Here is a 25684-nt window from a genome sequence, read left to right on the forward strand (position 1 = left end):
CGAGACGGCCGCCGAGGGCGGCGCCTGGGGGATGGCCGTCCTCGCCGGTCACGCCCTGTGGGGGACGGGCGCCCGCTGGCGGCCTACCTCGACGCGGACATCTTCGCCGACGCCGCCACGGCCGCCGTCGCCCCCGACCCCGCCGACGCCGCGGGCTTCGACACCTTCCTGGCGCGCTACCGCGCCGGCCTCCCGATCGAGCGGGCGGCCGTCGACCACCTTTGAGCGGCCCGGGGCGGTTCGGACAGGGCCACCTCGGCCCGCGGCCTCAGGCCGTGGGCAGCCAGACCCGCATCGCGGGCGAGCCGCGGCGTCCCCACTCGGCGAAGGGCAGCAGCGGCACGTCCACCTCACGGCCGCTCCCGGCCACGGACCCCTCCGGTCGGTACAGGCCGTCCTCGGCGGCGGCCACGACGCAGGTGACGTGCAGCCCGCCGGCGGCGTCCACCCCGATCCCGCGGTCGACGAGCACCCGCAGGTCGTCGACGGCGACGTCGGCGGGCAGGTCCACCTGCTCGACGCAGTACACGAGCGGGCCGCGCTCGACGGCCACGCAGCCGCGCACCGCATCCACCCGGTGGTGGGCGCGCGTGAAGCGCGGCGTCAGGTCGAGGTCGAGCGCGTAGGACCCGGGCGTGAGCGGCGCCCGGGCGTAGCCGTCGGCCCCGCGGGCGTGGCGCCGCCCGTCCGGCGCGACCAGCTCGGCGGCCGACGACCAGTCGGGGACGCGCACGGCCAGCTCCGCGCCGGCGGCGGGGGCGCCGCTCACCTCGACCTCGATCCGGCCCGAGCGCGGGTAGTCGGTCGCGACGCGGACGCCGCCGGAACCCAGTTCGGCGGGCAGCGCCAGCTCGGCGGCGGCGAGCTGGTGCAGGTGCAGGGTCGCGTCCCGCGTCGAGGCCAGGTAGGCGCCGTACTGCGCCACGGTGCGGGCGATGTTGGGCGGGCAGCACGCGCAGACGAACCAGGGCACCCGGTCCCGCGTCGTGCTCTCCCCCGACAACCGGTCGGGACGCAACTGCAGCGGGTTGGCGTAGAAGAACCGGGTGACGGTCCCGTCCACCGCCGCGGCGAGCGCGTTGTGGGTGTCGCGCTCGATCGCGGCCGCGTAGGCGGCCGCCCCGGCGCCGCCGTCGGCCAGCAGCATCCGCCAGGCCCAGTGCAGGTCGGCGATGGTCGCGCAGGTCTCGGCGTAGGCGACGTCGGGCGGCAGCTCATGATCGTCGCCGAACGCCTCCCCCGCCTGCCGCGACCCGTAGGCGCCCGTGAGGTACATCTTGCGGTCGTGCACGCTCGCCCACTGCGCGTCCATGGCGGCGCGCAGGCCGGGGTCGCCGGTCTCCAGGGCGACGTCGGTCGCGCCCGCGTTGAGGTAGAGCTGGCGGACCGCGTGCCCCACGGCGTCGGTCGATTCCCGGACGGGCAGGTGGTCCTGGAAGTAGGGGGCGCGCAGCGGGTCGGGGCTCAGCGTGCGGTGCCCCGGCGGTCGATCATGAGGGCGGCCAGATCGAGGTGCCGGCGCTCCCCCGTGTGCCGGTACAGCTCGACGAGCGCGGTCTCGATCTCCGGGTGGCCGCAGATGCCGGGGCTGCGGTCGCCGCCGAACTCGGCGTGCACCAGGTCCACGAACCGCGACGCCACGGCCAGCAGGTCGGCGCGGCCGGCCCCGCGGTCCAGCGCGATGGCCGCCTGCACCAGGTGGCCCAGCAGGTACAGCTCGTGCGTCCGGTCCAGTTCGGCCCAGCGCAGCGCCGGCTCGGCGACCTGGATGTAGCTGTCGAGGTAGCCGTCGGGCTCCTGGGCGCGGGCCAGCAACCCGATCACGTCGTCGAGCCAGGCGTCGAACGCCGTGGTGCCGCTGCGGCCGATCTCCCAGCCGACGGCCTCGATCGTCTTGTAGAGGTCGGAGTCGGCGAAACAGGGCCCACGGTGCGGACCGGGCGCCTCGCCCGCCGCGACGCGCAGGTTGTCCAGCACGCCGGCGGCCTCGAGTTGCTCCAGGCAGTGCGGCAGGGTCGCGGTGGCGTTGCGCGCCTGCCAGTCGCCCAACGGGCCACCGATCAGGCGGGCGGTCTCGGGGAGGGGGAGGTGCGTCGTCGCGGCCAGCGGCGCGGCGGGGTCAGGCATCGTCACAGCCTTTCGAAATCGCTTTCGGACGCCTCCAGTCAACCGACCCGCGGCGGGTCCGTCAAGGCCCTTCGCGCACCCGGATCAGTCGGCGCAGGCGCCGGGGATCGTCGTCGCGCGCGCCACGACGGCGGGCGCGACGAGGTGGACGCCGGGGGCCGCGTCCGGGTCGGTCAGGAGCTGGGCGGCGACGGCGCCGACGTCCTCGAGGTTCATGCTCACGCTGCTGATCGGGACGCGCCCGTGCACCACCGGCCACCAGTCGTCCTGCCCGATCACCGCCACGCTCTCGGGGACGGCCAGCCCCTCGGCCCACATCCGCTCGATGACCCGCGCGCCATCCGGTCGTCGCCGGCGACCACGCCGTCGAACCGGACGCCGACCCGCAGCAGGGCGTCCGCGGCGTCCCAGCCCCACTGCTCGGTCCAGGGGCCGGAGACCTCCGCGACCGGCGTCAGGTCGGCGGCCGCCAGCGCCGCCCGGGCGCCCGTGGCCCGCCGCGTCGCCGCGTGGCTCGTGCCCGGGCCGGTGATGATCGCGATCCGGCTGCGTCCCAGCCCCAGCAGGTGCTCGGCCGCGGCCCGCCCGCCGCCCTCGGTGTCGGGCACCACCGAGCGGTCCTCGGGGTCGCTGGACCAGCCGAACGCGTAGACCACGGGCGTGTCGCCCGCGCCCCGGATCGGCTCGCGCGGGGCGATCTCGGGGTCCACCACGATGAGGCCGTCGACGCGGCGGCTGAGCAGGTTGCGGACGATGGTCTCCTCGCGCTCGGCGTCCCGGTCGCAGTTGGCCAGCAGCACGATCGAGTCCGACCGGCCGATCGCGAGTTCGGCGCCGCGCATGATCTGCGAGACGAACCGGCCGTTGATGTCTTTGGTGATGATGCCGATCGTCCGGCTGCGCCCGCCGGCCAGGCCGCGCGCCATCGGGTTGGGGTTGAAGCCGAGCTCGGCGGCCGCCCGCAGGACGCGCTCGCGGGTGGCCGCGGACACGTCGAAGCGGTCGTTGAGCGCCTTGGACGCCGTGGACGGCGACACGCCGGCGGCGGACGCGACGTCCTGCAGCGTCACGTGGCGGCGCTGCGGATCCTGGCTCCGGTTCACCGTCCCACCTTCTCACGGGCGCCGATCCGGACGCGGACGGGGCCGTCCCGCCGAGCGGCGGGACGGCCCCGGGTGGGTCGTCAGGGTCAGGGCACGTAGCGGATCCGCGGCGTCTCCGGCTTCTTCATCCCCTCCCCCAGGTGGAACCCGGTGTGCGGGGGCTGGTTGTAGCCGACGTTCTGCCACGCCACGCTGAGCCGGTAGACCGGGTCGTGCATGAGCGTGAACAGCTTCTCCCGCGTCAGGTCGGTCGTGGTGTAGATGCGCAGCGCGGTGGAGTCGTCGTTGCGCACCATCACCTGCTCGCGCCAGTCGCCCCGGGGTGGCTCCGGACGGGCGCACCGCGCGCCCGTCCGGGGGGGGAGGTCGCGGCGGTGCTACGACCCCGTGGTCTCACGGAGCACGGCGACCGCGCCCGCGGGCAGTTCCCACCCGCCGGGCAGCTGTGCGCCGACGAGGAGTTCGGTTCCCGACGCCGGCACCCGCGCCGGTTCGTCGGTGTGGTTGAACAGGAACAGGAAGCTCTCCCCGTCCCCGGTGCGGCGGACCGCCTCGACGCCCTCGGGCAGCCCGGGCAGCACGGGCGCGACGCCCGCCTGGTCGGCCCAGGTGCGCACGAGGACGCGCTTGGCGTCCAGCGGGAGGTCGGTCGCGACGTACCAGGCTCGGCCGCCGTCCCCCACCTCGTTCTCGGTCACGATCGGCCCGCCGGCCAGCACCCCGTCGGTGAGGGTGCCGCGCGCCCGGGCGCCGCGGAGCTCGACCTGCTCGCTCCAGCGCTCCCCCACGGTGTCGACTTCGCCCAGCCGGACGCCGCGGGTCTCCCCGACCTGGAGCGGGTGGAACTCCTCGACGCGGACGCCGAGCAGGTCGCGGAACGCCCCGGGGTAGCCGCCCAGGTGGACGTGGTCGGAGGCGTCCACGATGCCGGAGAACCAGGTGGTCGCGAAGACGCCGCCGCGCGCGGTGACGCCGCCGAGGTTGGCCGCGGTCGCGGCCTCGGTCAGGTAGAGGTTCGGGGCGACGACCAGGTCGTAGCCGGACAGGTCGGCGTCGGGCGCGACGATGTCCACCCCGATCCCCTCGTACCACGCCGCCTTGTACCACTCGAGCACCAGGTCGGCGTAGGCGAGGGTGTTGTTGGGGTGGCTGTCGAGCTCGATCGCCCACCACGTCGGGTAGTCGAACACCAGCGCGGCCCGGGAGCGGACCCGGCTGCCCCGCACCGGGGCCAGCGCCGCGAGCGCGCGGCCCAGTTCGACGGTGTTGCGCCACACCTGGGAGTCGGTGCCGGCGTGGGGCACCATCGCCGAGTGGAACTTCTCGGCGCCGGCGCGGGACTGGCGCCACTGGAAGAACATGGCGCCGTCCGCGCCGCGCGCGACGTGGTCGAGCGCGTCGCGCAGCATCTCGCCGGGCTCCTTGGCGCGGTTGACGTGCTGCCAGTTCACCGCCGAGGTGGAGTGCTCCATCAGCACCCAGGGGCGCCCTGGGCGACGCCGCGGGTCAGGTCCGCGGCGAAGGCCAGCTCGATGTGGCGCTCGGGGTCGTGGGCGCGGGTGTAGTGGTCGTTGGCGACGACGTCCACGGCGTCGGCCCACCCGAAGTAGTCCACGCCGCGGTTGCCCGTGTTGCACATGAAGTTGGTCGTCACCGGGACGTCGGGCGCCGCGACGAGGACCGCCCGGCGCAGCTCGCGGAAGTAGGCCAGCCCGGCGTCGGAGCTGAACCGCTTGAAGTCGAGCTGCTGGGTCGGGTTGGCGTAGGTGGGGGCGGCCCGCGGCGGCAGCACGTCGTCGAAGGTGCCGTAGCGCTGCGACCAGAAGGCCGTGCCCCACGCCTCGTTCAGCGCCTCGACGGTGCCGTAGCGCTCCGTCAGCCAGGCGCGGAACGCGGGGATGGTGTTGTCGGAGTAGTCCTCGGGGACGTGGCAGCCGATCTCGTTGTCGATGTGCCACAGCGCCATGGCGGGGTGACGCGCGTAGCGCTGCGCCATCCGGCTCGCCATCTGGGTGGCGTAGCGCACGTAGACCGGCGAGGTGGGCGCGTACGACTGGCGTCCGCCCTGGTGCAGCACGGTGCCGTCGGCGTGCTGCGGCAGGATGTCGGGGTGCCGGTGGGTGAGCCACGGCGGCGGGGACGCGGTCGCGGTCGCAAGCGCCACCTTGATGCCGCCGGCGTGCAGCCGGTCGAGGATGTCGTCGAGCCACTTCCAGTGGAACTCGCCCTCATTGGGCTCGATGGTCGCCCAGGCGAAGATGGCGAGGCTGACCAGGTTGACCCCCGCCTCCTGCATCAGCGCGATGTCCTCGTCCCACACCTCCCGGGGCCATTGCTCGGGGTTGTAGTCCCCGCCGTAGACGAGTCCGTCCACCTGGTCGTTCCACGCGCGCACCGCGATCAGCTGCCTTCCGATGTGTTGTGAGGGATTGCTCGTTCAGGGTCGGCGGGCCGCCCGGGCCGCCCGCCGGTGGTCGATCCCCACGGCGGCCAGGACCCACAGGCCGGGCACGAGGATCGCCATGGGGGTGAACATCCAGACCAGCAGGAGGCCGAGGTACAGCGCCGTCAACAGCAGCACCGTACCGACCGGGTCGGACGCCGACGCGCCGGCGCCGCGGAGCAGGAGCCGCCACCAGCCGGCGGCGTCGGCCGCGGGGACGGCGCCCGCCGAGCCGGGGTCCGTGGTGGGGCTCGCGTCCGGCTCCGACCAGGCGGCGGCGGCCCGGACGACGACGGCCCACGCCAGCGAGGCCAGCACCGCGGTCAGGACCAGCAGGCCGCCCCCGCCGGGGACGGCGTCGCCGGCGAGCAGGGCCGCGTTCACCCACAGGACGCCGAACAGGGCCACCGACGCCGCGCCGAGCCACCAGGAGCCGCGCAGCGCCGCGACGAACAACGCGCCGTAGTCGCGGGTGGAGTCGCCGTAGCCGCCCAGGTGGCGGCGCATGTGCGCGACCCCGGCGGCGACGCCGGCCACCCAGGTGACGACGCCGGCCGCCGCGAGCAGGGTCAGCACGCTGACCTGGCCCATCTCGGCGAACAGGTCCAGCGCCTTCGGCTTGGGCACTCCGCCGGTGCGCTCCTGGGTCACCGCGCTCATCCCTTCAGCCCCTGGGTGGCCATGCCGTCCACGATGTAGCGCTGGAACACCAGGAAGAACAGCACCACCGGCAGCAGCGCGAGCACGGCCATCGCCATCTGGGCGCCGTAGTCGGCGGCGGCCGTCGACTCGTCGACGTAGAGCCGCAGCGCGATCGGCAGCGGGTACAGGTCGGGCTTCTTCAGGTAGAGCAGCGGGCCGAGGAAGTCGTTCCAGCTGCCGATGAAGGTGAAGATCGCGCTGGTGATGAGCACCGGCTTGAGCAGCGGCACCAGCACCTGGAACAGGATGCGCAGGCTGCCGGCGCCGTCGATGGTGGCCGCCTCGTCCAGTTCCCGGGGGATGGTCCGGATGAACTGCACCATCAGGAACACGAAGAACGCGTCCGCGGCCAGCCACTTCCCGATCAGCAGCGGCACGTAGGTGTTCACCAGGCCCAACTGCTGGAACATGATGTACTGCGGGATGATCACGACGTGGAACGGCAGCAGCAGCGTGCCGATCATGATCGAGAACCACATCTGGCGCCCGGGGAACCGGCAGCGCGCGAAGGCGTAGGCCGCCAGGGGCGTCGTGAGCACGATCCCAGCACCGACAGCGTCGCGAGGATCAGCGAGTTGGTGAAGAAGGTCCAAAACGACACGCCCGCGATCCCGGTCAGCGCCTTGGCGTAGTTGGCCAGGGTGAAGGGGTCGGGGATCAGCGAGACGTTGCCGACGATCTGGTCCGAGGGCTTGAACGAGCTCATCAGCATCCACGCCGCCGGGTACAGCACGATGCAGGTGGCGACGGCCATGAACAGGTAGAAGACGGCCCGCTTGGCGACGTTCTGGCTGCGGACGCTGCGCACCCGCTGGCCGCGCGCGCGCCGGGGCGTCGTGACGGGCTCGATGACGGTGACGTCGGTCTGGATGCTCATTTCTGGTCCCCGTAGAACACCCACGCCTTGGAGGCGCGGAAGTAGATGACGGTCAGGACGCCGATGACCACGAAGAAGACCCACGCCATGGCGGACGCGTAGCCCATCTTCAGGTCGGTGAAGGCGCGCTGGTAGAGGTACAGCGTGTAGAACAGCGTCGAGCCGGCGGGGCCGCCCGTGCCGTTGGAGATGATGAACGCCGAGCCGAACACCATGAAGGAGTGGATGATCTCCAGCAGGCTGTTGAAGAAGATCGTCGGCGACAGCATCGGCAGGGTGATGTTCCACCACTTCGAGAAGCCGGAGGCGCCGTCGACGTCGGCGGCCTCGTACAGTTCCTGCGGGATCTGCTTGATGCCGGCCAGGAAGATCACCATCGGGCCGCCGAAGGCCCAGATGGCCAGCAGCACGAACATCGGCATGGTCATGTCGGGGTTGCCGACCCAGCCCTCGGTCGGGAGGCCCAGCAGCCCGGAGACCCGCGACACGATGCCGTCGTCGACGAACATCGCGCGCCACACCAGGGCGATGGACACGCTGGCCGCGATGAGCGACGGCGCGTAGAACACCGAGCGGAACACGCCCTGGCCCTTGTACGGCAGGGCCAGCAACTGGGCGACCAGCAGCGCCGCGAACAGCTTCAGCGGCGCGGCGATCACCACGTACATCAGGGTCACCCGCCACGCCTGGAAGAAGCGCGGGTCGGAGAACAGGGCGGTGAAGTTGTCGATCCCGATGAACTTCGGCGCCCGGAAGATGTTGTAGTCGGTGAACGACAGCACCAGCGAGGCGACCATGGGGCCCGCCGTGAGGAAGAAGAATCCGATCAGCCAGGGGCTGAGGAAGGCGTACCCGATCCGCGCGTCGCGGCGGCGGGCCTTCGCCACCCCGGCGCGGGGCGGTGCAGCGGTGGAAGACATCAGGGGTCGGTCCTCTCGAAGGGGCGCGGGAGGGGCGGGACGCCGCGGCGGCGGCGTCCCGCGTCACCTCAGGCCGGCTTGACGTTCTCGTCGACCGACTGGAACCACTGGTCGATCCACTGATCGACCGTCAGCTTGTCGTAGCCGTAGTCGCCGGCCAGGCGCAGCCAGGCGGCCTCGATGGCGCCGAAGCCCTCGACGGGCACCGGAGACGCCTCGGTCACCTGGGAGGCGACCGACTCCTCGTAGGCCACGACCCGCTGGTCGACCGAGCCGGGGGCGATGTCCATCGCGTCGCGCTGGGCCTTCGTGGCGGGGACGCCCTTCGAGGTGCCGAAGATCTTGCCCACCTCGGGGTCGTTGATCATGAAGCTGATCAGCGCGGCCGCGGCGTCCGGGTTCTTGGTGTTGGCGCCGGCGCTCAGCAGCATCGACGGCTTGTAGAACATGTGCGTCTTGCCGTCGGCGCCGGACGGGATCGGCATCATCTTGATCGCGTCGTCGCCGGAGTCCTTGACGTAGCCGGACAGGAAGTTGTCCCAGGACGCCTCGAGCGCGACCTCGTTGGCGGTGAAGCCGCCCTTGGGCTTGAGCTGCTCGGTGCGCGCCGAGGGGAACTTCACGTCGGTGGCGTTGAGCGGCTCCCACATGGTCAGCCACTCGCGGACCTCGTCCTTGCCGAAGCCGAGGGTGTTGTCGTCCTTGAAGGGCGTCACGCCCTTCTGGAGCAGCCACTGGATGAAGAACCACAGGACGCCGCCGGGGTTGCCGCCGTAGTACAGCTTGGGGTCGAACTTCGCACCGGCCGCGGAGGCGTCGATCACGGACTTCTTGTAGTCGTCCCAGGTGTAGCCGTCCTTCGGCGCGGAGGCGCCGAGCTTGTCGAGGATGCCCGGGTGGTAGAACATCGCCAGCGTGTTGGTGCTGGTGGCGACGCCGTAGAGCTTGTCCTCCAGCTTGCCCGAGCCGAGGATGGCGGCGTCCAGGCCCGTGACGTCGAGGTTCGTGCCGGCCTGGCTGTTCAGGTCGAGGAGCTGGCCGTTGTTGGCGAACTGGCGCAGGTAGCTGATGTCCATCTGCATGACGTCGGGCAGCGCCCCGCCGGCCGCCTCGGTGTTGCGGGCCGTCCAGTAGTCGGCGAAGGGCTGGAACTGCGCCTGCACCGAGATCTTGGGGTACTTCTTGTTGAAGGCCGCGATGGCCTCCTTGTACTTGTTCGCGCGGTCGTCGTTGCCCCACCACGTCATCGTGATGGTGGCGGTCGCGTCCGTGGGCAGCGCGGTCGCGGGCGCCTGCGGCGCGGCGCTTCCACCGCACGCGGCCAGCGGCGCGAGCAGGGCTGCGGATCCTGCCGACAGCAACAGGGTTCGACGAGTCAACATGGCTTCCTCCTGGATCGGATGGTGCTCAGCAAAAGGGCGGGCTGACGTACGCGCCCACACCCCTGTAAGCGGTTACAGCCTTGCTTGCCCCAGACAATATGAGACGATTCAATCCGCCGTCAAGGGAATCCGGAAAAGTCGTGTGAGAGCCCCGTTCTGGTCGCTGCGACAAGGCGCATTCCCGCCGGGGCCGGCGAAGATCGCCGACAACGGGCGCCACCCCGTACGCTCAGACTCCCTGAAATCGTTCACAGGAACGGCGCGGACAAGGCGCGGTTGCCGCAATCCCCGCGGCCTGCCCGCGCAGGCGTCTACGCTGCAGGGATGGCCGAGCCGGAGAAGCGCCCCACGATCCACGACGTGGCCCGCCACGCGGGCGTGTCGTCGGCGACGGTGTCGCGCGTGCTCAACGGGAAGAAGTGGGTCGGGACCGAGACCCAGGCGGCTGTGCAGCGTGCGATCGCGCGGACCGGTTATACGACCAACCGCAGCGCCCGCTCCCTGGCGGGCGGCCGGTCGCGGTCGTACGCCTTCCTGATCACCCAGCCGCAGCGTGCCCTGTTCGAGGACCCCAACTACGCCGAGCTGATCCGCGGCGCTTCGGAGGAACTCAGCGAGCGCGACCTCGCGATGGTGATCATGATCGCCGACACCCGCGCGAGCGGCGCCAGGCCGTGGAGTACGTGGGCGGCGGCCACATCGACGGCGTCCTGCTGCTCTCGCCGAACGAGGGCGACCCGCTGCTGGTCGAACTCGAGCACACCGGGGTGCCGCTGGTGTGCAACGGCGGCCTGCCGCGCTGGAGCCACCGGATGAGCACCGTGACCGCCGACGACCACGGCGGCGCGGTGCTGGCGCTCGACCACCTGCTCGCGTGCGGCGCCCGCACCGTCGCGACGATCACCGGCCCGACAACTCGTGGGGGCGCGCGAGCGGCTGCGCGGCTACGCCGACGTCCTCGCCGCGCGGGGGCTCCCCCACGCGCCCGACCTGGTGGCCTCCGGCGACTGGTCCCCCGCGAGCGGGCGGGCCGCGATGGAAGCGCTCCTGGAACGCCGGGGCGACCTCGACGCGGTCTTCGTCGCCAACGACGCCATGGCGGCCGGGGCGCTGGACGCCCTGCGCGCCGCCGGCCGGCGCGTCCCCGACGACGTCCTGGTCGCCGGCTTCGACGACGCGGCGGTCGCGGCACAGGTGGACCCGCCGCTGACCACGGTGCGGCTGCCGCTGGAGCAGATCAGTCGCGAGATGGTCCGGCTGATCTGCGCGCCCGAGGGCGGACCCTCGCGCGTGACGCTGCCCACCGAACTGGTGGTGCGCGCCTCGGCGCCGGCCGCCCACGCGACGGCCGGCGCCCAGGGCGGCTAGGCCAGCTCCAGCGCCACCGTCGCGAAGGAGTGCGGCGGCAGGACGACCTGCGCGCCGCGCTCGTGCTCGGCGACGTCCAGGGCGACCGGGGCCACGGCGTCCGGCTGCTGGGCGGTGTTGTGGGCGAGCTTGTCGCCGGCGGCGAGCAGGCGGCCCGTCAGCGCGGTCACCTCGGCGCCGCGCAGATCGAGCACCACCGTGAGCGGCTCCTCGCCGTCGAGGTTGGACAGCGAGATCAGCGCGCTGTTTCCCGCGCGGGACGCGGACGCCGACACCATCTCGAACGGGCGGCCGCCGGCCTCCTGGGCGGCGGGGCCGTCCACGACGCGCGTGACGAGCGCGTCGGCGTCCTGGTGGGCCTTGTTCATCTCGAACACGTGGTAGGTCGGGGTGAGGATCAGCGCCCCGGTCTCCTCGTCGGTCAGCACGACCGCCTGCAGCACGTTGACGGTCTGGGCCAGGTTCGCCATGACCAGGCGGGCCGCCTGCCGGTGGAAGCCGTCGAGGTGGACCGCGGCCACGAGGGCGTCCGTCATCGTGTTCTGCTGGTACAGGAACGCGGGGTTCGTGCCCTCCTCGGTGGCCCACCAGGTGCCCCACTCGTCGAGGATCAGGCCGATCTGCCGCTGCGGGTCGTAGGCGTCCATCACGGTGCCGTGCGCCTGGACGAGCCGCTCCACCTCCTGGGCCTTGGCCAGGACGGCGCGGTACTGGTCGTCATCGATCTCGCGGGCGCGCGTCTTGGCGTCCCACTCGCCGATCACGGAGTACGCGTGCACCGTGATGGCCTGGAACGGGCCGTTCGGGAGCGAGTGGCAGCCCAGACAGCTGACGGCCTCCATCAGGGTCCGCGTCCAGTCCAGATCGCCGTCGTTGGCACCCGCCGCGATCCGGTAGAGCCGGTTGTCGCCGTGGTTGCGCAGGTAGGCGGCGTAGCGGCGCGCCTCGTTGGCGTAGTGGGCGGCGGTCATGTTGCCCCCGCAGCCCCAGGGCTCGTTGCCGATCCCCAGTAGGTCACCTTCCAGGGCTCGGTGCGGCCGTTCGCGGCGCGCTCGTCGGCGAGCGGTCCGCCGTGGCCGGAGATGTACTCGACCCAGTCGGCCATCTCGGCGACCGTGCCGCTGCCGACGTTGCCGTTGACGTAGGGCTCGGCGCCCAGCAGGTCGCACAGGTCGAAGAACTCGTGGGTGCCGAAGGAGTTGTCCTCCACGACGCCGCCCCAGCTCGTGTTCACCTTGCCCGGACGCTGCTCGCGCGGCCCCACCCCGTGGCGCCAGTGGTACTCGTCGGCGAAGCAGCCGCCGGGCCAGCGCAGGTTGGGGATGTCGATGGCGCGCAGGGCGGCCACCACGTCGTCGCGGATGCCGCGGGTGTTCGGGATGTCGGAGTCCTCGCCGACCCAGAAGCCGCCATAGATGCAGCGGCCCAGGTGCTCGGCGAAATGTCCGTACAGGTGGCGGGAGATCTTCGCCTCGGGCAGGTCCAGGTTGACGACGATGCGTGCGTCGGCCATGTGTGGCTCCTCGGTGGTGTGTGGTCACGATGGCGGTCGGGGTCCAGTCAACCGGAGGCGCGAGGCCGCGTCAGCGGAATCGGTGAAACATTTCAATATGTGGCGTCCGGGCGTGCGGCGCGCCCCGTCGGCGAGCCCCGGAGCCCGGTCGACCGGCGAGCTCCCGGCCCAGCGCCCTGCGCGCGTCGCACCACCCCGCACGGGGGATCTCCGCGCCACCATCGGACCTCCACCCGCACACTTGTCCCGATAGGTCGACGAACCCCCTAGCCAAAACCACCGTTCTCGTGGATACTTGTACGCACAAGTTCTCGAAGAGGAGAGATCCATGACTGAACCATCGGGCACCGGGGCCCCGGACGCCCCCGCCGAACAGCCGCGGCGCGGCGTCGCGCTGTACGACATGATGAACAAGATCCCGGGCGGGCTCATGCTGATCCCGCTGGTGCTGGGATCCATCATCGGGACGTTCGCGCCGGACGCGCTGAAGATCGGCTCATTCACCACCGCGCTGTTCCAGGGCAGCGCGCTGCCCCTGATCGGCCTGCTGATCTTCGCCACGGGCATGCAGGTCACCCTGCGCACCTCCGGCCCTGTGCTGGCGACCACGGGCGTCGTCCTGCTGACCAAGTCGATCATCCCGGCGACGCTCGTCATCGTGCTCGGCATGGTCGTGGGGATCGACGGCATCCTGGGCGTCTCGATCCTCGCGATGCTGGTGGCGGTCGACAACTCCAACGGCGGGCTCTGGCTGGCCTTCACCGGCCGCTACGGCGACAAGCGCGACCGCGGCGCCTACATCGCCTCCGCGCTGAACGACGGCCCGTTCTTCTCGATGCTGTTCCTGGGCGCCTCCGGCCTGGCGGCCATCCCCGGCTGGGCGCTGCTCGCCGCCGTCATCCCCTTCATCCTGGGCATGATCGTGGGCAACCTGGACCACAAGTGGACCGAGATCATGAAGCCCACGCCGAGCATCGTCATCCCGTTCTTCGCGTTCGCGCTCGGCACGGGCATCAACCTGCAGACCGTCGTCACCGGCGGCCTGAGCGGCCTGGTCCTGGGCGCGATCGTGGCGCCGATCACCGGCTTCTTCGTCTACCTGGGCTACAAGTACCTGCTGCGCCGCGGCCGCCGGGCGGGCATCGGCTTCGCCGCGGGCACCACCGCGGGCAACGCGATCGCCACGCCGGCGATCGTCGCGGCCGCCGACCCCACGTTCCAGCCGTTCGTCGGGACCGCGACCGCCCAGGTGGCCGCCTGCGTGCTGGTGACCGCGGTGGTGGCGCCCATGCTGGCCGCGTGGATGCTCAAGCGCGAGGGCGGCCTCCTCACCGAGGAGGAGATCGCCAGGCTCGACGAGATGGAACTCGGCGTGAGCGAGCCGAAGCTGTGACGTCGACCGACCCCCTGGTCCTGATCCTCGCGGACGACCTCACCGGCGCCGGCGACACCGGCATGAAGTTCGCCGACGCGGGCTGGTCCACGTTCCTGCTGCGCGGGGAGGCCCCCTCCCCGCCGGCGGGGCCGTCACCCGGACGCTCGGCACCCGCGCCCTGCCCGGGGCGGACGCCGCCCACCTCACCGCGGCCGCCGTCGCCCAGCTCGCCGGCGTCCCGCACGGCCGGCTCTACCTGAAGGTGGACTCGACCCTGCGCGGCTCGGTCGCCGCCCAGGTGGCCGGGGCGCTCGCCGAGCGGCGCCGCACCCACCCGGACGCCTTCGCCGTCGTCTGCCCGGCCTACCCGGCCATGGGGCGCACGGTCAGCGGGGGCGCCCTCCTGGTGGATGGCGTCCCCGTGCACGAGACGGCCGCCGGCACCGACCCGGTGACCCCCGTCACCACCCCGCGGCTCGCCGACCTGGTGCCGGGCGGGATCACCCTGCCCGCCCCCGACACCTGCGCGGACGCCCTCGCGGCGCTCGACGCCCACGGGGAGCCGGGTGCCGTCCTGTGCGTGGACGCCACGACCGAGCAGCACCTGGCCGCCCTGGCCGCCGCCGTCACCGGGCTGGGCGCCCGCGCGATCCCCGTCGGCTCGGCCGGGCTCGCCCGCCACCTGGCCAGCGCCTGGCGGGCCGAGCCGACCAGGGCGACACCCCGGGCGCCGCTGAGCGGGCGCCGCGCCGTGGTGGTCCGCAGCTCGGCCAACGCGGCCTCGCGCGAGCAGGTCGCCCGGCTTCTGGCCGCCGGCCCCGACCCGCGCGTCACCGTCCTGGAGGCGCCGGACCGGGCCGGGGGCGACCGGGACCCGGTCGCGGTGGCCTCCGAACTCGCCGGCCGCGTGCTGACGGAGGTCGCGGCGGGCGCCGACACCCTGGTGCTGCTCGGCGGCGACGGGGCCGAGGCGGTCCTTGACCGCCTCGGCCACACCACCCTGCGCGTCCTCGGCTCGGTGGTCGAGGGCGTGCCCCTGCTGCAGACCACCACACCCGCCCCGCTCACCGTCGCCACGAAGGCCGGCGGATTCGGCGCGGCCGACACCCTCACCGCCATACTCGAAGAACTGCTGGAAGAGGAATGACCATGCCCCAACCCGTACTCGCGTTCACGCTCGGTGACGTCGCCGGCGTCGGCCCCGAGATCACCGCCAAGGCGCTGCTGCTCCACCCCGACCTGCGGGAGGTGTGCGTGCCGGTCGTGATCGGCGACGCGGACGCCCTCCGCAAGGGCGCCGAGGTCGCCGGGCTCGACCCCGCGACCGTCCGCGTCATCGAGGACCCCTCCCAGGCGTCCAACGACCCGGCCACCATCGAGGTCGTCCAATTCGGGCCCTCCCTGGGGGATGTGCCCCACGGCGAGCTCGACGCCCGGGCCGGCGACGGCGCCTACCGCTTCGTGGTCGCCGCGTGCGACCTGGCCAAGGAGGGCAAGGTCGCGGGCATCGTCACCCCGCCGCTCAACAAGGCCGCCATGCACCTGGGCGGCCACAAGTACCCCGGGCACACCGAACTGCTGGCCGAGCAGTTCGGCGTCGAGGACTTCTCCCTGGTGCTGTCGGCGGGCGACCTGTACTTCTTCCACCTGACCACGCACGTCTCCATGCGGGAGGCCATCGAGCTCATCACCCCCGAGCGCACCACGGCAGTCCTCGACCTGGCGGCGTCGTTCGTGCGGGCGCTGGGGCGTCCCGACGAGGCGATCGCCGTCGCCGGCCTCAACCCGCACGCCGGGGAGGACCGCCTGTTCGGCACCGAGGACGCCGACATCCTCGCGCCGGCCATCGAGGCGGCGCGAGCCCGCGGCGTCAACGCCCACGGCCCGCTCCCGGGCGACGCCGTGATCCCGGCCGCCGTCCGCGGCAAGTGGAACATCGTGATCTGCTGCTACCACGACCAGGGCCACGCGCCGTTCAAGGCCGTCTACGGCAACGACGGCGTCAACATCACCGTCGGGCTGCCGGTCGTGCGGGTCTCGGTCGACCACGGGACGGCCTTCGATATCGCCGGGAAGGGCATCGCGGACGAGGAGAGCCTCGTGCTCGCCGCCCGGCGCGCCGCCGCGCTCGCCCCGGGCTGGGATGAGGTCTGGCGGACGGCCCGCGGACAGGCCGAACCTCGGTAGTCTCCAGGGCATGTCGGACAGCGGAACGACCCCCCGCCCCAGGAGGGTTCCGCGCCATGCCCAGGTCGCCGAGACGCTGCGCGGCCGCATCGACGACCGGGAGATCCTCCCGGGCGCCGGGCTGCCGAGCGAGAAGGCGCTCTCGGAGGCGTTCGGCGCGTCCCGCTCGGTGATCCGGCAGGCCCTGGCGACGCTGGAGGCCGAGGGCCTGATCAGCAAGTCGCAGGGGCGGGGCACCATCGTCAGCGGACGCGCCGAGCGGCACCGGGATCCGGCCCGCTCGGCGGGCCTGTCCTCGCAGATGCGGGGGCTGGGCGCGCGGACCGCCACGACGGTGCTCACCTACCGCGTCGAGACGCCCCCCACCCAGGTGCGCCACCTGGAGGGGCCCAGGCGCTCCGGCTGGAGCGGCTGCGCTACGTCGACGACGAGCCGGTCGCCTTCATCCGGACCTGGCTGCCGGCCGACCTCGCCGACGCGCTGCCCGCCGACTGCCTGCGGGACGCGTCGCTGCACGAGCTCATGACCGAGCGGGCCGGCGTCCGGATCGCGTCCGGCACCCGCGAGGTGCGCGCGACGGCCGCCCGCCCCCCGATCGACGCGCACCTCGGCGTCGACCCGGGGTTCCCGCTGCTGCTGCTGGAGGGCGAGAGCTTCGACCAGCACGGCCGGGTGGTCGAGGTGTTCTCGACCTGGCACCGCAGCGACCGCGTCGCGTTCGACGTCAGCCTGGCCCCGACCGAGGCGATCCGCGCCGGCGAGGAGACCCCCGAGGACCGCGTCGGCCGGCTGCGGGCGCTGCTCGCCGAGGCCCAGCGCGAGCTGGACGCGCTCGACGAGGGCGACCGGGTCCAGTAGGGGCGCGTGCGGGCGTGAGGTGGGCCCGCAGCTCGCCTGCGTGGGGCGAAGCCCGGCGTCAGTGCGCGGCGGCCAGCTGCTGCACCGGGTGATCGACGCACCACTGCAGCGACGCGGTGAGCGCGGCGACGACGTCCTGCTCCTCCACGCCCAGCACCGGCAGCGTCGCGGCCGGGTCGGTCACGGCGTCCCGCTCCTGGAACATCGCCGTGAACGGCAGGTGGACGCCGTGCTCGACGCCCTGGGCGGCCAGCTGGTCGTCGAGCTTCTGGTAGGTCGGCAGCACGGCGTCCAGCGGGACCACGACCACGTCGGCGGGATCGCGGCCGATCAGCGTGCAGGCGATCGTGTAGAGCTCGGCGTAGGACAGGTCGTAGCCGTTGATGGCGTAGGTGGCGCCGTGCTCGCCGCGCTCCATGGCGCCGACCGCGGCCTGGGCCACCTGCTCCGCCGTCACCGACGACGTCGTGCCGCCGAGGACCGTCACGGGCTGGTCGGCCACCGACGCGCGGTCGAGCACGAACTGCCACAGCGGGCGCTGCCCGGCGACGAGCCCGAAGATGTAGGGCAGGCGCAGCACCATCACGTCCATGGCGCCCGCGCCCTCCATGATGGCGACCTCCTCCTGCAGCAGCCGGGTGCGCGGGTAGGGGTTCTCGCGGTAGGCGATGTCGGTCCAGCGCTGGGCGAACTCGGCGGTGTAGGAGCCGTACAGGACGAACTTCTTCACCCCGGCCTCGCGGGCCAGCCGCGCGATCCGCTGGGTCGGCAGCACGTTGGCCTGGTAGAAGAAGCGCGCGGCGGGTGCGGCGGGGATGGTCCGCTCGTCGGCGCCGATGGCGTAGAACAGGGCGTCGTGGCCGGCGAACAGGTCCAGCAGGTCGGCGTCCGGCAGGGTGGTGAGGTCGGCCCAGACGGCGGTCACCTCGGGCGCCAGCGTGCCCTGGTCCGAGCCGGGCAGCGACACCGACGTCACCTCGTTCCCGCGCCGCAGGAGTTCGGTGACGGTGTGGAATCCCAGGAGTCCGGTGCCGCCGAGGACGAGCGCGCGTGCCACGATGTTCTGCCTTTCCGTGCGGGCCGGTGGGGCCCTGCGAGGGGGTCGTCGCCGCCGTGACGGCGACTGATTGACAACTGGAAATTTACTCCCGTGGCGCCGCCCGGCCCATTCCCCGGGCCTCGATCCCGGATCCCAGAACGGCGTTGTCCGGCTCGCGGGATAACGACGATTTCCCCTCGATCCGGTGGTTCTCGACCCCGGGAGACCGCGTCCCTGTGGGGGCGACGGCGTTGCCGGAGGTCGGCAACCGCCTTGACCCGGGACACGCACCCCGCCACGATGCATACGTATGCATCCAAGCGCCGCGCGGGAGGACCGCCGGGACGACCAGCGAGAAGGAGCACCGTGACCGACGGCTACACCCTCACCCACGACGGCGGCGTCGCGACGCTGACCGTCGACCGACCGGCGCAGCGCAACGCGCTGGACGTCCCGCTCGTCGAGCGGCTGACCGACGCGCTCGACGCCCTGGAGGGCGCCCGCTGCCTCGTCCTGACCGGCGGCGGGGAGAAGTCCTTCATCGCCGGGGCGGACATCAACGACCTGCTGGCCTACACCCCCGAGCAGGCGCGGCGCCACATCGAGGTGGGCCATCGGCTGTTCAGCCTCATCGAGGAACTGCCGATCCCGACCATCGCGGCCGTCAACGGCTACTGCCTGGGCGGCGGGCTCGAGATCGCGATGGCGTGCGACATCCGGCTCGCCGCCGCGCGGGCGCGCTTCGGCCAGCCCGAGGTCAAGATCGGGATGCCGTGCGGCTGGGGCGGCACCGAACGCCTGCAGCGGCTCATCGGGCAGTCGCGGGCCAAGTACCTGATGCTCACCGGCGCCATGCTGGACGCCGACGCCGCGGCGGCGGCGGGGCTGGTCGCCGAGGTGCTGCCGGACGTCCCCGCGCTGCGGGCGCGCGCCGCGGAGCTCGCGGCCGAGCTGGCCGGCCACTCCCCCTCGTGCTGCGGGCCACCAAGCAGATGATCGCGGACGCCCACGGCGCCACCGCGCGCGAGGTCGCCCACCGCGACGAGCTCGCGCTGGCCTACCTGATGACGACCGCGGACGCCAAGGAGGGCCTCACGGCGTTCTTGGAGAAGCGTCCCGCCGTCTACCGGGGGCTGTGATGGGACGCGTCGCTCTGGTCACGGGCGCCGGGCGGGGCATCGGCGCCGCCATCGCGTCCCGGCTGCGCGCCGACGGCTGCCGCGTCGTCGGGGTCGACCTGGCCTTCGACGCCGGACAGGGCCCGGCGTGGGTGCCGCTGCCCGGGCGAGCCCCGGCTCCCCCGCTCGGCCACGATGGTGAGTCCGCCCCCGCCGACGACGCCTCCGGGCGGGCCTGGAGCGTGACCGGCGACCTCGCCGACGCGGCGTTCCGCGACGACCTCGTCGCCGCGGTGGTCGCCGCGTTCGGGCGCATCGACGTGCTGGTCAACAACGCGGGCGTCTCCGCGGCCAAACGCGGCGACCTGCTGGAGGTGACCCCCGAGAGCTGGGAGCGCGTCCTGGGCATCAACCTCACCGCGACGATGTTCCTCACGCAGGCGGTCGCGCGGGTGATGGTGGCCCAGGAGCCGGTCGCCGGACGCCGCGGCGACATCGTGAACCTGGGCTCGCTCAACTCGTGGATGGCCTCGCCGGACCGGGTCGAGTACTGCGTCTCCAAGGCGGGCGTCTCGATGCTCACGTCGGTGTTCGCCGCCCGGCTGGCCGGCGACGGCGTCCGGGTGAACGAGGTGCGGCCGGGCGTGATCGAGACCGCCATGACAGCGGTCGCCCACGACAAGTACTCCGCGATGATCGAGGCCGGCGCGTTCCCGATCGCGCGCTGGGGGCGTCCGGCCGACGTCGCGGACGCGGTCGCGGTGCTGTGCTCGACCGAGTTGGCCTACACCACGGGGCAGGTGCTCCACGTGGACGGCGGCTTCCACCTCCCCCGGCTGTGAGCCCGTGACCGTCACGGCGACCGAGGTAGCCCGCCGGCTGGGTCTCTCCCAGTCGACGGTCTCCCGCGCGCTGGCGGGCAGCCCGCTGGTTTCGGCGGCCACCCGCGAGCGCGTCGAGGAGGCGGCCCGCGCGATGGGCTACCGGCCCAACGCGGCCGGGCGGTCGCTGAAGGTCGGACGCCACGGCACCCTGGGCATCGTCGTGCCCGACCTGGCCGGCGGCTACGGCGCCGGCGTCGCGACCGGGGTGCTGGCGGCCGCCGCGGCGCGCGGCGACCAGCTGCTGGTGGCCGACTCCGGCGGCACCCCCGCCGGGGAACTGGCGGCGTTCGAGACGCTCGCGTCCCAGGCCGACGGCGTCGTGCTGCTCGCCCCGCGCTGCCCCGCCCCCGAACTGACCGCCGCGGTGGCGGGGTTCCGGCACGTCGTGGTGGTGGGCCGCTCCGTTCCGGGGCTCGACAGCGTGCTCGCCGACGAGGCGCCCTCGATCACCGCGCTGCTGGATCACCTCACCGCGCTCGGGCACCGCACGATCGGCTACCAGGGCGGCCCGTCGGCGGCGCCGTCGGAGCGGCTGCGGCGCGCCGGGCTGCGGGACTACTGCGCCCGGCATCCGGGGGTCACGCTCGTCCGGCTGGACGCCGAGGGCCTCGACGCGCGCGCCGGGCTCGTCGCCGCGGACGAGGTCGTGGCGCGCGGGCTGGGGGCGGTGCTCGCGTTCAACGACCAGACCGGGCTGGCCCTGATCGGCCGCCTGCGGACCCTGGGCGTCGACGTGCCCGGCGAGGTCTCGGTGGCGTGCTGGGACGACACGGCGCTGACGGCGATCATCCCGCCCCACCTGACCACGGTGAGCCTCGCGCTGGCCGAACTGGCCGCCGCGGCGTCCGAGCGGCTGTACGCGCTCCTGGCCGACCCCGCGCAGCCGCCGACGACGACGCTGCTGCCGAGCGTGCTCCGCGTCCGGGACTCCACCGGCCCCGCGCGCCGCTGAACCGGACCTCGGCGCGTCGTCTCGCACGGAGGTGTCGTTCTGGTGCCCCGAGCGCTCACCCCCCGTGGCGTCCGCCGTTGTCAGCGTTATTCGCCCTCAGGAGCGGCGCGCCTGGCGGCACCAGAACGACAACGAGGCACTCCGGGCCGCGAACCACGGCGTCCTCGCTCAGCCCGCCGCGCAAGGGCGGCGGCTCAGCCGACCGCGTGCACGTCGTTGTAGAGCCGGCCGGCGTGCAGGGCCAGATAGGCGACCTCGTCGGAGGTGAGCGTCCGGCCCAGCCGCAGCCCGACCACGTCGCCGAGCCGGACGGCGGCGTCCGCGGCGTTGGGCTGGGCGGTGCGGATGGCACCCATGATGTCCATGGGGGCGTCGGTGAGCTGGCGGTCCTCGGCGACCCGCACCATCAGGTAGCGCAGGTGCGTGACGAACCGGGCGGCGCCCATGCTCGCGCGGTCGATGGGCTTGCCCCAGCGCTGCTCCAGCTCGTTGAACGCCGTGCTGATGACGTCGGTCAGGGCCAGGGTGCTGCTGAGGTCGCCGCGGGCCCAGCGCTGGTTGATGAAGTGAAGCGCGAACGCGACCCACTCGTCCGACTGCAGCCGGACGCCGAGGGCATGGTTCGCGATCGCGAGCGCGCGGCGTCCCAGGGCGGACTCGTCGGGGTAGAGCTGGGCGACCTCCCACTTGAGCGGGAACTCGATCTCGACGCCCTCGTCGGCGCGCCGGACCGCGAAGGTGAGGTGATCCAGCACGGGGAGCAGGATCGCCTGGCTGACGGTCGTGCCCAGCCGCTCGTGGGCCAGGTCGACGATGCGCTGCGCCACCCGGGCCTGCTCCCACGTGGCGCCCGCCAGCATCTCGGCGAGCTGGGTGGCCCGGTAGGTGGCGTCGGAGACGAAGCGCTGCCCGCCGACGGCGTCCAGGGACTCGCCCGGCTTGCGGCCGAAGCCGAGCCCCTTGCCGAGGAGGACGACCTCGGTGCCGTCGCCCTCGGTGCCGAGGACGACGTTGTTGTTGTACACCTTCTTGACGGTGACCGGTCCGGACGCCATGGGTTCCATCCTGCCTGGGTTCGGGGAGGTGCGCCGGGAGGCGGCGCGGGACTGCGGGCGGAGCCGGGTGGCCCCGCCCGCAGTCAGGTGCCGATTACTTGGGCGAAACGGTGACGACCGGCTCGTGGCCGGTGGCCCCCAGATCGACCGCGGACACGGCGAACTTCTTGCCGTTGGTGACCAGGACCGGGGTGGCCATCGAGGGCACCTTCGGGGCCACCGCGGCGAGGTCGACGCGGATGATCGGGTCGCCGGCCTCGACGCGCTCGCCCTGGGCCTGGAGCGCCGTGAAGCCCTCGCCCTTCAGCTTGACGGTGTCGATGCCGATGTGGACCAGGATCTCGGCGCCGTTGTCGGCCTTGATCGCGTAGGCGTGCATCGTCTTGGCGAGCAGGACGAGCTTGCCGGACACCGGGGCGCGGAACGTCCCGTCCGTCGGCACCACGGCGAAGCCGTCGCCCATGGTGCGGCCCGAGAAGACCGGGTCCGGCACCTCCTCCAGCGTGATGATCTGGCCGTCGACCGGACGCTCCAGCGTGATCGGCTCGACCGGGACGCCCGTGGCGACGGGCTCCTCCTCGACCGGGGCGGCCACCACCGGGGCGTCGATCGCCGCGGCGAGCTCGGCCGGCGGGGCGGTCGGGTTGGCGGCCAGCGCGGACTGGATGGACGACTTGAGCGCGTCGGCCTGCGGGCCGAAGACCGCCTGGACGTTGTTGCCGACCTCGATGACGCCGGCGGCGCCGAGCGCCTTGAGGCGGTTCTGGTTGACCTTGGCCTTGTCGCCGACCTCGATGCGCAGGCGCGTGATGCAGGCGTCCACGTGCTTGAGGTTCTCACGACCGCCGAACGCGGCGATGAGCTGCTCGGCCTTCGCGTTGTCGCCCAGCGCACCGGCGGCGGCGACCTCGGCGTCCTCGATGTCGGCCAGCTCGGCGCGACCCGGGGTCATCATGTTCCACTTGATGATCACGAAGCGGAACAGGAAGTAGTAGAAGACCGCGAACGCCAGCCCGAGGCCGATCAACAGCGGGATGTTCTTCGCCGCCGGGGCGGTGCCGTACAGCAGCAGGTCGATCAGGCCGGCGGAGAACGAGAAGCCCAGGTGGATGTCGAGGGCGTACGCGATGGCCATGGACAGGCCGGTCAGGAGCGCGTGCACCACGTAGAGCGGGAACGCGACGAACATGAAGGCGAACTCGAGCGGCTCGGTGATGCCGGTCAGGAACGCGGTCAGGCCGGCGGCGGTCAGGATGCCCGCGGCGAGCTTCTTCTGGGCCGGACGCGCCACGTGGATCATGGCCAGCGCGGCGGCCGGGAGGCCGAACATCAGGATCGGGTAGAAGCCGGCGGTCAGGGCGCCCGCGGCGGGGTCGCCGGCGGCGAAGCGGGTGAGCTCGCCGGTCACGACGCCGGTCGGGGTGACGTAGTCGCCGTAGATGAACCAGATGTAGCTGTTGACGATGTGGTGCAGGCCCAGCGGGATCAGCATGCGGTTGACGAAGCCGTAGGTGAAGGCACCGAAGACGCCGGACGCCGCGATGAACTGGCCCAGGCCGGTCAGGCCGGCGTTGAAGATCGGGTAGAAGTAGCTCAGCGCGAAGCCGGTGATCAGCGTGGCCAGCGACACCACGATCGGGACGAAGCGGCGGCCGCCGAAGAAGCCCAGGTAGGTGGGCAGCTGGATGTCGTGGTACTTGTCGAACAGCCACGCGGTCAGCAGGCCCACGATGATGCCGGCGAACACGCCGTAGTTGATCATCGCCTGCTCGCCGGCCTTGTCGACGACGTCCTTGAGCACGACCGGGGACATCGACTTGAAGACGCCGTCGATGACGAGATAGCCGGCGACCGCGGACAGGGCGGTCGAGCCGTCGGCCTTCTTGGCGAATCCGATGGCGACGCCGACCGCGAACAGCAGCGGCAGGTTCGCGAAGATCGCGTTGCCCGCGGCGCTCATCGCGTCGAAGAACGGACCGATCACCGGGGCGTCGATGCGCCCCAGCAGGTCGTCCTGGCCCAGGCGCAGCAGGATGCCGGCGGCGGGCAGCAGGGCGATGGGCAGCATTAGGCTCTTGCCCAATCGCTGAAGTTGGGCGAAGCCCGGCACACGCAGGCCGCCGCTCTTGGCGGGAGCCTCTGTCTTGGTGGTCATCAGTGCGTCCTCCTTGGAAGAACCGATCGGTCGAACCAACCTTCGCGCGGGCACCCCTGATCCGGGGTGTTCACAAGGAGTCGCGCGGCGGCCAGCTCTGTTTCGACATGAGTGATGTCGCCCGGTCCAACGATGGGCCGAGCGGTTTCGCCTCAGGTGTTGCCTTCTTCAGTCACAATCCCGACGACTGGCGCCGCAAGCGCGTGTGCCCACGGTAGCACGTCGGCTCGCCCACTGTACGACCACGGACCGACGGCGCACAGGCGACGCGCCCTCGACCCCCGGAGTCGTCGGGCAGCCCTGTCGACGGGCGGAGGAGGGGGCTACGGTCGTCCCATGAGTTCCCGCGTCACGACCTGCCCCGCTTGTGGCACCAAGAACCGCGTCCCGGTGGCGTCGACGGGCCGGGTGCAGTGCGCGTCCTGCCACGCTCCTCTGCCCTGGCTGGTGGACGCCACCGACGCCGACTTCGCGGCCGCCACCGACACCGACCAGTTGGTGCTCGTCGACCTGTGGGCGCCGTGGTGCGGCCCCTGCCGGATGGTCGCCCCGATCCTGGAGCGGCTGTCGGTCCAGTACGCCGGCCGCGTCAAGGTGGTGAAGGTGAACGTGGATCACAACCCCGCGATCGCGTCCCGGTTCGACGCCCGCAGCATCCCGACCCTGGTGATGCTGCGCCGCGGCGAGACCGTGGCCCGGGTCGTCGGCGCGGAGAACGAGGCGTCGCTGAAGCGCCGCATCGACGCCGCCCTGGGGTAGGACCCGCGCGTCTGGGCGCACGCTGCCCGGGGAGATCCCGCGATGCTCAGTTCTGCCGCGGGAAGGCCTGGTGGAGCAACCACTGCAGGTCGGCGATCCGCTCCGCCCCGAGCGGCCCAGGCTCGGTCAGCTCCTTCTTCAGCCGGCGCGGCCACGCCACCCCCACGCCGTCGACCGTGAAGGGCCGCTGCAGCAGCCCCCAGTCGGCGTCCAGGAAGCACAGGTGCCCGTGCACGTCGACGTCCGGCTCGCCTTCGAGGGCCGCCCGGACCCGCTGCACCTGCCGGGAGACGCCCTCGACCAGGTCGCTGCGATCCCTGCCGCCGACCGTGAGGAACCGGCGCCGGGGCGTGAGGAGGCCGCCCTCGATGCGGACGTCGGGTCGCTTGTTCCGGTAGCGCTTGGCGTCCACCACGTGCACGCCCGTCGGGGACACCACGAGGTGGTCGATGTTGGCGCGCGACCCCGGGATCCGCCGGTCGTGCAGCACGCGCAACTCCGGGCCGGCGATGGTGGCCAGCATCCCGCCGAGTTGCTGCTCCCCCACCGCCCCGGTCGACCAAGCCTGCGTGGTCTGCGGGTCGTCGAACACCGCCAGCAGCAGCCTCCCCATCCGCGGGTACGCACCGGTGACACGTTCGCGGCGCGCGTCGTGGCGCCGCCGGTACTCCTGCGCCGCCGACGCCCCGGCCACCCCGTCCACGTGGTCCAACCCGACCCGGGGAACCTCCGACGCCCGACCCACGCCGACCTCGTGGCCGGGCGCGGGCGCCTCCGACGTCCCCACCACGTCCTCGGCGCGACGCCGCTCGGCCTGCGGCATGGCTGCCGTCCCCTGCTCGTGCGCGGAACCGACGGCCGATCCTG

At 72.7% G+C, this 25684-nt stretch carries 29 protein-coding genes and 3 pseudogenes; 14 read left to right on the plus strand and 18 right to left on the minus strand.

The features are described 5' to 3' along the window. The first annotated feature begins 57 nt into the window (after window positions 1-57). On the plus strand, window positions 58-225 hold the full coding sequence (locus tag G7070_RS18330; RefSeq protein WP_246227269.1) for a hypothetical protein: 168 nt from the start codon (window positions 58-60) through the stop codon (window positions 223-225). 43 nt (window positions 226-268) lie between these two features. Here G7070_RS18330 and G7070_RS19155 read toward each other — a convergent pair whose 3' ends face one another. From G7070_RS19155 to G7070_RS03585, 12 genes and pseudogenes are all read right to left on the minus strand, one after another. Next, complete coding sequence (locus G7070_RS19155) at window positions 269-1579, minus strand: glycoside hydrolase family 127 protein (RefSeq protein ID WP_206080070.1); 1311 nt, start codon at window positions 1577-1579, stop codon at window positions 269-271. Next, window positions 1465-2127 (minus strand): beta-L-arabinofuranosidase domain-containing protein, encoded by a 663-nt coding sequence (locus G7070_RS19160; RefSeq protein ID WP_206079920.1) that lies wholly within the window; start codon window positions 2125-2127, stop codon window positions 1465-1467. The genes G7070_RS19155 and G7070_RS19160 overlap by 115 nt, the downstream gene beginning before the upstream one ends. A gap of 84 nt (window positions 2128-2211) precedes the next feature. After that, window positions 2212-2406 carry a type 1 periplasmic-binding domain-containing protein gene (locus G7070_RS03550; protein WP_246227271.1) on the minus strand — a complete coding sequence of 65 codons (195 nt, stop codon included), beginning with the start codon at window positions 2404-2406 and terminating at the stop codon, window positions 2212-2214. Next, window positions 2403-3230 (minus strand): LacI family DNA-binding transcriptional regulator, encoded by an 828-nt coding sequence (locus tag G7070_RS03555; RefSeq protein WP_166232011.1) that lies wholly within the window; start codon window positions 3228-3230, stop codon window positions 2403-2405. Before G7070_RS03555 ends, G7070_RS03550 begins: the two co-directional genes overlap by 4 nt. Before the next feature lie 86 nt (window positions 3231-3316). Beyond that, a pseudogene (locus G7070_RS03560) lies at window positions 3317-3535 on the minus strand (rhamnogalacturonan lyase); the annotation flags it as partial. A 72-nt stretch (window positions 3536-3607) separates the two neighbouring features. Continuing rightward, window positions 3608-4537, minus strand: a complete 930-nt coding sequence (locus G7070_RS18335) for a beta-galactosidase (RefSeq protein ID WP_431977931.1) — start codon at window positions 4535-4537, stop codon at window positions 3608-3610. Next, a pseudogene (locus G7070_RS18340) lies at window positions 4526-5526 on the minus strand (beta-galactosidase); the annotation flags it as partial. The pseudogene G7070_RS18340 and the gene G7070_RS18335, both read right to left, overlap by 12 nt. Window positions 5527-5667: 141 nt before the next feature. After that, window positions 5668-6333, minus strand: a complete 666-nt coding sequence (locus G7070_RS03570) for a hypothetical protein (protein ID WP_166232013.1) — start codon at window positions 6331-6333, stop codon at window positions 5668-5670. Next, entirely contained in the window at window positions 6330-6839 is a 510-nt protein-coding gene (locus G7070_RS03575; protein ID WP_246227276.1) for a carbohydrate ABC transporter permease, read from the minus strand. Before G7070_RS03575 ends, G7070_RS03570 begins: the two co-directional genes overlap by 4 nt. Next, window positions 6836-7252 (minus strand): ABC transporter permease family protein, encoded by a 417-nt coding sequence (locus G7070_RS17540; protein ID WP_206079923.1) that lies wholly within the window; start codon window positions 7250-7252, stop codon window positions 6836-6838. The genes G7070_RS03575 and G7070_RS17540 overlap by 4 nt, the downstream gene beginning before the upstream one ends. Beyond that, the gene (locus tag G7070_RS03580; protein WP_166232015.1) at window positions 7249-8172 is read right to left on the minus strand and encodes a carbohydrate ABC transporter permease; all 924 of its coding nucleotides are present in this window, start codon (window positions 8170-8172) and stop codon (window positions 7249-7251) included. The genes G7070_RS17540 and G7070_RS03580 overlap by 4 nt, the downstream gene beginning before the upstream one ends. A gap of 68 nt (window positions 8173-8240) precedes the next feature. After that, complete coding sequence (locus tag G7070_RS03585; RefSeq protein WP_166232017.1) at window positions 8241-9554, minus strand: ABC transporter substrate-binding protein; 1314 nt, start codon at window positions 9552-9554, stop codon at window positions 8241-8243. Window positions 9555-9878: 324 nt separating this feature from the next. Here G7070_RS03585 and G7070_RS18345 point away from each other — a divergent pair, with 324 nt between their 5' ends. Both G7070_RS18345 and G7070_RS18350 read left to right on the plus strand, forming a co-directional pair. Then, complete coding sequence (locus G7070_RS18345) at window positions 9879-10370, plus strand: LacI family DNA-binding transcriptional regulator (RefSeq protein ID WP_246227277.1); 492 nt, start codon at window positions 9879-9881, stop codon at window positions 10368-10370. Between the two features lie 99 nt (window positions 10371-10469). After that, window positions 10470-10922 (plus strand): annotated as a pseudogene (locus G7070_RS18350) (LacI family DNA-binding transcriptional regulator); the annotation flags it as partial. On the opposite strand, the gene G7070_RS18355 reads toward G7070_RS18350, so the two are convergent. Beyond that, the gene (locus tag G7070_RS18355; RefSeq protein ID WP_246227281.1) at window positions 10919-11893 is read right to left on the minus strand and encodes an alpha-L-arabinofuranosidase C-terminal domain-containing protein; all 975 of its coding nucleotides are present in this window, start codon (window positions 11891-11893) and stop codon (window positions 10919-10921) included. The pseudogene G7070_RS18350 and the gene G7070_RS18355 sit on opposite strands and share 4 nt — an antisense overlap. Further along, the gene (locus G7070_RS18360) at window positions 11890-12435 is read right to left on the minus strand and encodes a hypothetical protein (RefSeq protein ID WP_246227283.1); all 546 of its coding nucleotides are present in this window, start codon (window positions 12433-12435) and stop codon (window positions 11890-11892) included. Before G7070_RS18360 ends, G7070_RS18355 begins: the two co-directional genes overlap by 4 nt. A gap of 328 nt (window positions 12436-12763) precedes the next feature. On the opposite strand from G7070_RS18360, the gene G7070_RS03600 reads away from it, so the two are divergent. Genes G7070_RS03600 through G7070_RS03620 form a run of 6 tightly spaced genes read left to right on the plus strand, consistent with a single transcriptional unit; the run spans window position 12764 to window position 16855 of the window. Next, window positions 12764-13828 (plus strand): 2-keto-3-deoxygluconate permease, encoded by a 1065-nt coding sequence (locus tag G7070_RS03600; RefSeq protein ID WP_206079924.1) that lies wholly within the window; start codon window positions 12764-12766, stop codon window positions 13826-13828. Next, a complete protein-coding gene (locus G7070_RS17545; RefSeq protein ID WP_206079925.1) occupies window positions 13825-14070 on the plus strand; it encodes a hypothetical protein in 246 nt (81 codons plus the stop codon). Before G7070_RS03600 ends, G7070_RS17545 begins: the two co-directional genes overlap by 4 nt. Continuing rightward, a complete protein-coding gene (locus tag G7070_RS03605; RefSeq protein WP_246227630.1) occupies window positions 13989-14957 on the plus strand; it encodes a four-carbon acid sugar kinase family protein in 969 nt (322 codons plus the stop codon). The genes G7070_RS17545 and G7070_RS03605 overlap by 82 nt, the downstream gene beginning before the upstream one ends. Window positions 14958-14959: 2 nt before the next feature. Beyond that, window positions 14960-15997, plus strand: coding sequence for a 4-hydroxythreonine-4-phosphate dehydrogenase PdxA (gene pdxA / locus G7070_RS03610; RefSeq protein WP_206079927.1), 1038 nt, complete (start codon window positions 14960-14962; stop codon window positions 15995-15997). Window positions 15998-16007: 10 nt separating this feature from the next. Then, window positions 16008-16523: a GntR family transcriptional regulator gene (locus G7070_RS03615; RefSeq protein ID WP_166232021.1), complete on the plus strand. Its 516-nt coding sequence runs from the start codon at window positions 16008-16010 to the stop codon at window positions 16521-16523. Then, window positions 16409-16855, plus strand: coding sequence for a GntR family transcriptional regulator (locus G7070_RS03620; RefSeq protein ID WP_246227633.1), 447 nt, complete (start codon window positions 16409-16411; stop codon window positions 16853-16855). The genes G7070_RS03615 and G7070_RS03620 overlap by 115 nt, the downstream gene beginning before the upstream one ends. Window positions 16856-16913: 58 nt before the next feature. Here G7070_RS03620 and G7070_RS03625 read toward each other — a convergent pair whose 3' ends face one another. Continuing rightward, entirely contained in the window at window positions 16914-17912 is a 999-nt protein-coding gene (locus G7070_RS03625; protein ID WP_166232025.1) for an NAD-dependent epimerase/dehydratase family protein, read from the minus strand. 348 nt (window positions 17913-18260) lie between these two features. Here G7070_RS03625 and G7070_RS03630 point away from each other — a divergent pair, with 348 nt between their 5' ends. Genes G7070_RS03630 through G7070_RS03640 form a run of 4 tightly spaced genes read left to right on the plus strand, consistent with a single transcriptional unit; the run spans window position 18261 to window position 20848 of the window. Then, on the plus strand, window positions 18261-18890 hold the full coding sequence (locus tag G7070_RS03630) for an enoyl-CoA hydratase/isomerase family protein (protein ID WP_206079928.1): 630 nt from the start codon (window positions 18261-18263) through the stop codon (window positions 18888-18890). Continuing rightward, window positions 18866-19033 (plus strand): hypothetical protein, encoded by a 168-nt coding sequence (locus G7070_RS17550; protein ID WP_206079929.1) that lies wholly within the window; start codon window positions 18866-18868, stop codon window positions 19031-19033. The genes G7070_RS03630 and G7070_RS17550 overlap by 25 nt, the downstream gene beginning before the upstream one ends. Beyond that, complete coding sequence (locus G7070_RS03635; protein WP_166232027.1) at window positions 19033-19854, plus strand: 3-ketoacyl-ACP reductase; 822 nt, start codon at window positions 19033-19035, stop codon at window positions 19852-19854. Before G7070_RS17550 ends, G7070_RS03635 begins: the two co-directional genes overlap by 1 nt. 4 nt (window positions 19855-19858) lie before the next feature. Continuing rightward, a complete protein-coding gene (locus G7070_RS03640; protein WP_166232029.1) occupies window positions 19859-20848 on the plus strand; it encodes a LacI family DNA-binding transcriptional regulator in 990 nt (329 codons plus the stop codon). 194 nt (window positions 20849-21042) lie between these two features. On the opposite strand, the gene G7070_RS03645 is transcribed toward G7070_RS03640, so the two are convergent. Beyond that, window positions 21043-21903 carry a PRD domain-containing protein gene (locus G7070_RS03645; protein WP_246227285.1) on the minus strand — a complete coding sequence of 287 codons (861 nt, stop codon included), beginning with the start codon at window positions 21901-21903 and terminating at the stop codon, window positions 21043-21045. Window positions 21904-21997: 94 nt separating this feature from the next. Next, window positions 21998-24058 (minus strand): PTS sugar transporter subunit IIABC, encoded by a 2061-nt coding sequence (locus tag G7070_RS03650; RefSeq protein WP_166232033.1) that lies wholly within the window; start codon window positions 24056-24058, stop codon window positions 21998-22000. A gap of 336 nt (window positions 24059-24394) precedes the next feature. On the opposite strand from G7070_RS03650, the gene trxA reads away from it, so the two are divergent. Beyond that, window positions 24395-24817: a thioredoxin gene (gene trxA / locus G7070_RS03655; protein ID WP_166232035.1), complete on the plus strand. Its 423-nt coding sequence runs from the start codon at window positions 24395-24397 to the stop codon at window positions 24815-24817. 46 nt (window positions 24818-24863) lie between these two features. Here trxA and G7070_RS03660 read toward each other — a convergent pair whose 3' ends face one another. Next, window positions 24864-25640 carry a nuclease-related domain-containing protein gene (locus G7070_RS03660; protein ID WP_166232037.1) on the minus strand — a complete coding sequence of 259 codons (777 nt, stop codon included), beginning with the start codon at window positions 25638-25640 and terminating at the stop codon, window positions 24864-24866. Between the last annotated feature and the right edge of the window lie 44 nt (window positions 25641-25684).

Origin of the sequence: Propioniciclava coleopterorum, from assembly GCF_011393335.1 — a bacterium.
Classification (GTDB): domain Bacteria; phylum Actinomycetota; class Actinomycetes; order Propionibacteriales; family Propionibacteriaceae; genus Propioniciclava; species Propioniciclava coleopterorum.

What these genes read in the sequence shown, in the direction of transcription:
- G7070_RS18355 (WP_246227281.1), bottom strand. Translation starts at nt 11,893, where the DNA reads ATGACCGCCGCCCACTACGCCAACGAGGCGCGCCGCTACGCCGCCTAC.
- G7070_RS03660 (WP_166232037.1), bottom strand. Translation starts at nt 25,640, where the DNA reads ATGCCGCAGGCCGAGCGGCGTCGCGCCGAGGACGTGGTGGGGACGTCG.
- G7070_RS18345 (WP_246227277.1), top strand. Translation starts at nt 9,879, where the DNA reads ATGGCCGAGCCGGAGAAGCGCCCCACGATCCACGACGTGGCCCGCCAC.
- G7070_RS03645 (WP_246227285.1), bottom strand. Translation starts at nt 21,903, where the DNA reads ATGGCGTCCGGACCGGTCACCGTCAAGAAGGTGTACAACAACAACGTC.
- G7070_RS18360 (WP_246227283.1), bottom strand. Translation starts at nt 12,435, where the DNA reads ATGGCCGACGCACGCATCGTCGTCAACCTGGACCTGCCCGAGGCGAAG.
- G7070_RS18335 (WP_431977931.1), bottom strand. Translation starts at nt 4,537, where the DNA reads ATGGTGCCCCACGCCGGCACCGACTCCCAGGTGTGGCGCAACACCGTC.
- G7070_RS03650 (WP_166232033.1), bottom strand. Translation starts at nt 24,058, where the DNA reads ATGACCACCAAGACAGAGGCTCCCGCCAAGAGCGGCGGCCTGCGTGTG.
- G7070_RS03585 (WP_166232017.1), bottom strand. Translation starts at nt 9,554, where the DNA reads ATGTTGACTCGTCGAACCCTGTTGCTGTCGGCAGGATCCGCAGCCCTG.
- G7070_RS17540 (WP_206079923.1), bottom strand. Translation starts at nt 7,252, where the DNA reads ATGAGCATCCAGACCGACGTCACCGTCATCGAGCCCGTCACGACGCCC.
- G7070_RS03600 (WP_206079924.1), top strand. Translation starts at nt 12,764, where the DNA reads ATGACTGAACCATCGGGCACCGGGGCCCCGGACGCCCCCGCCGAACAG.
- G7070_RS03570 (WP_166232013.1), bottom strand. Translation starts at nt 6,333, where the DNA reads ATGAGCGCGGTGACCCAGGAGCGCACCGGCGGAGTGCCCAAGCCGAAG.
- G7070_RS03580 (WP_166232015.1), bottom strand. Translation starts at nt 8,172, where the DNA reads ATGTCTTCCACCGCTGCACCGCCCCGCGCCGGGGTGGCGAAGGCCCGC.
- G7070_RS03615 (WP_166232021.1), top strand. Translation starts at nt 16,008, where the DNA reads ATGTCGGACAGCGGAACGACCCCCCGCCCCAGGAGGGTTCCGCGCCAT.
- G7070_RS03575 (WP_246227276.1), bottom strand. Translation starts at nt 6,839, where the DNA reads ATGATCGGCACGCTGCTGCTGCCGTTCCACGTCGTGATCATCCCGCAG.
- trxA (WP_166232035.1), top strand. Translation starts at nt 24,395, where the DNA reads ATGAGTTCCCGCGTCACGACCTGCCCCGCTTGTGGCACCAAGAACCGC.
- pdxA (WP_206079927.1), top strand. Translation starts at nt 14,960, where the DNA reads ATGCCCCAACCCGTACTCGCGTTCACGCTCGGTGACGTCGCCGGCGTC.
- G7070_RS03635 (WP_166232027.1), top strand. Translation starts at nt 19,033, where the DNA reads ATGGGACGCGTCGCTCTGGTCACGGGCGCCGGGCGGGGCATCGGCGCC.
- G7070_RS19160 (WP_206079920.1), bottom strand. Translation starts at nt 2,127, where the DNA reads ATGCCTGACCCCGCCGCGCCGCTGGCCGCGACGACGCACCTCCCCCTC.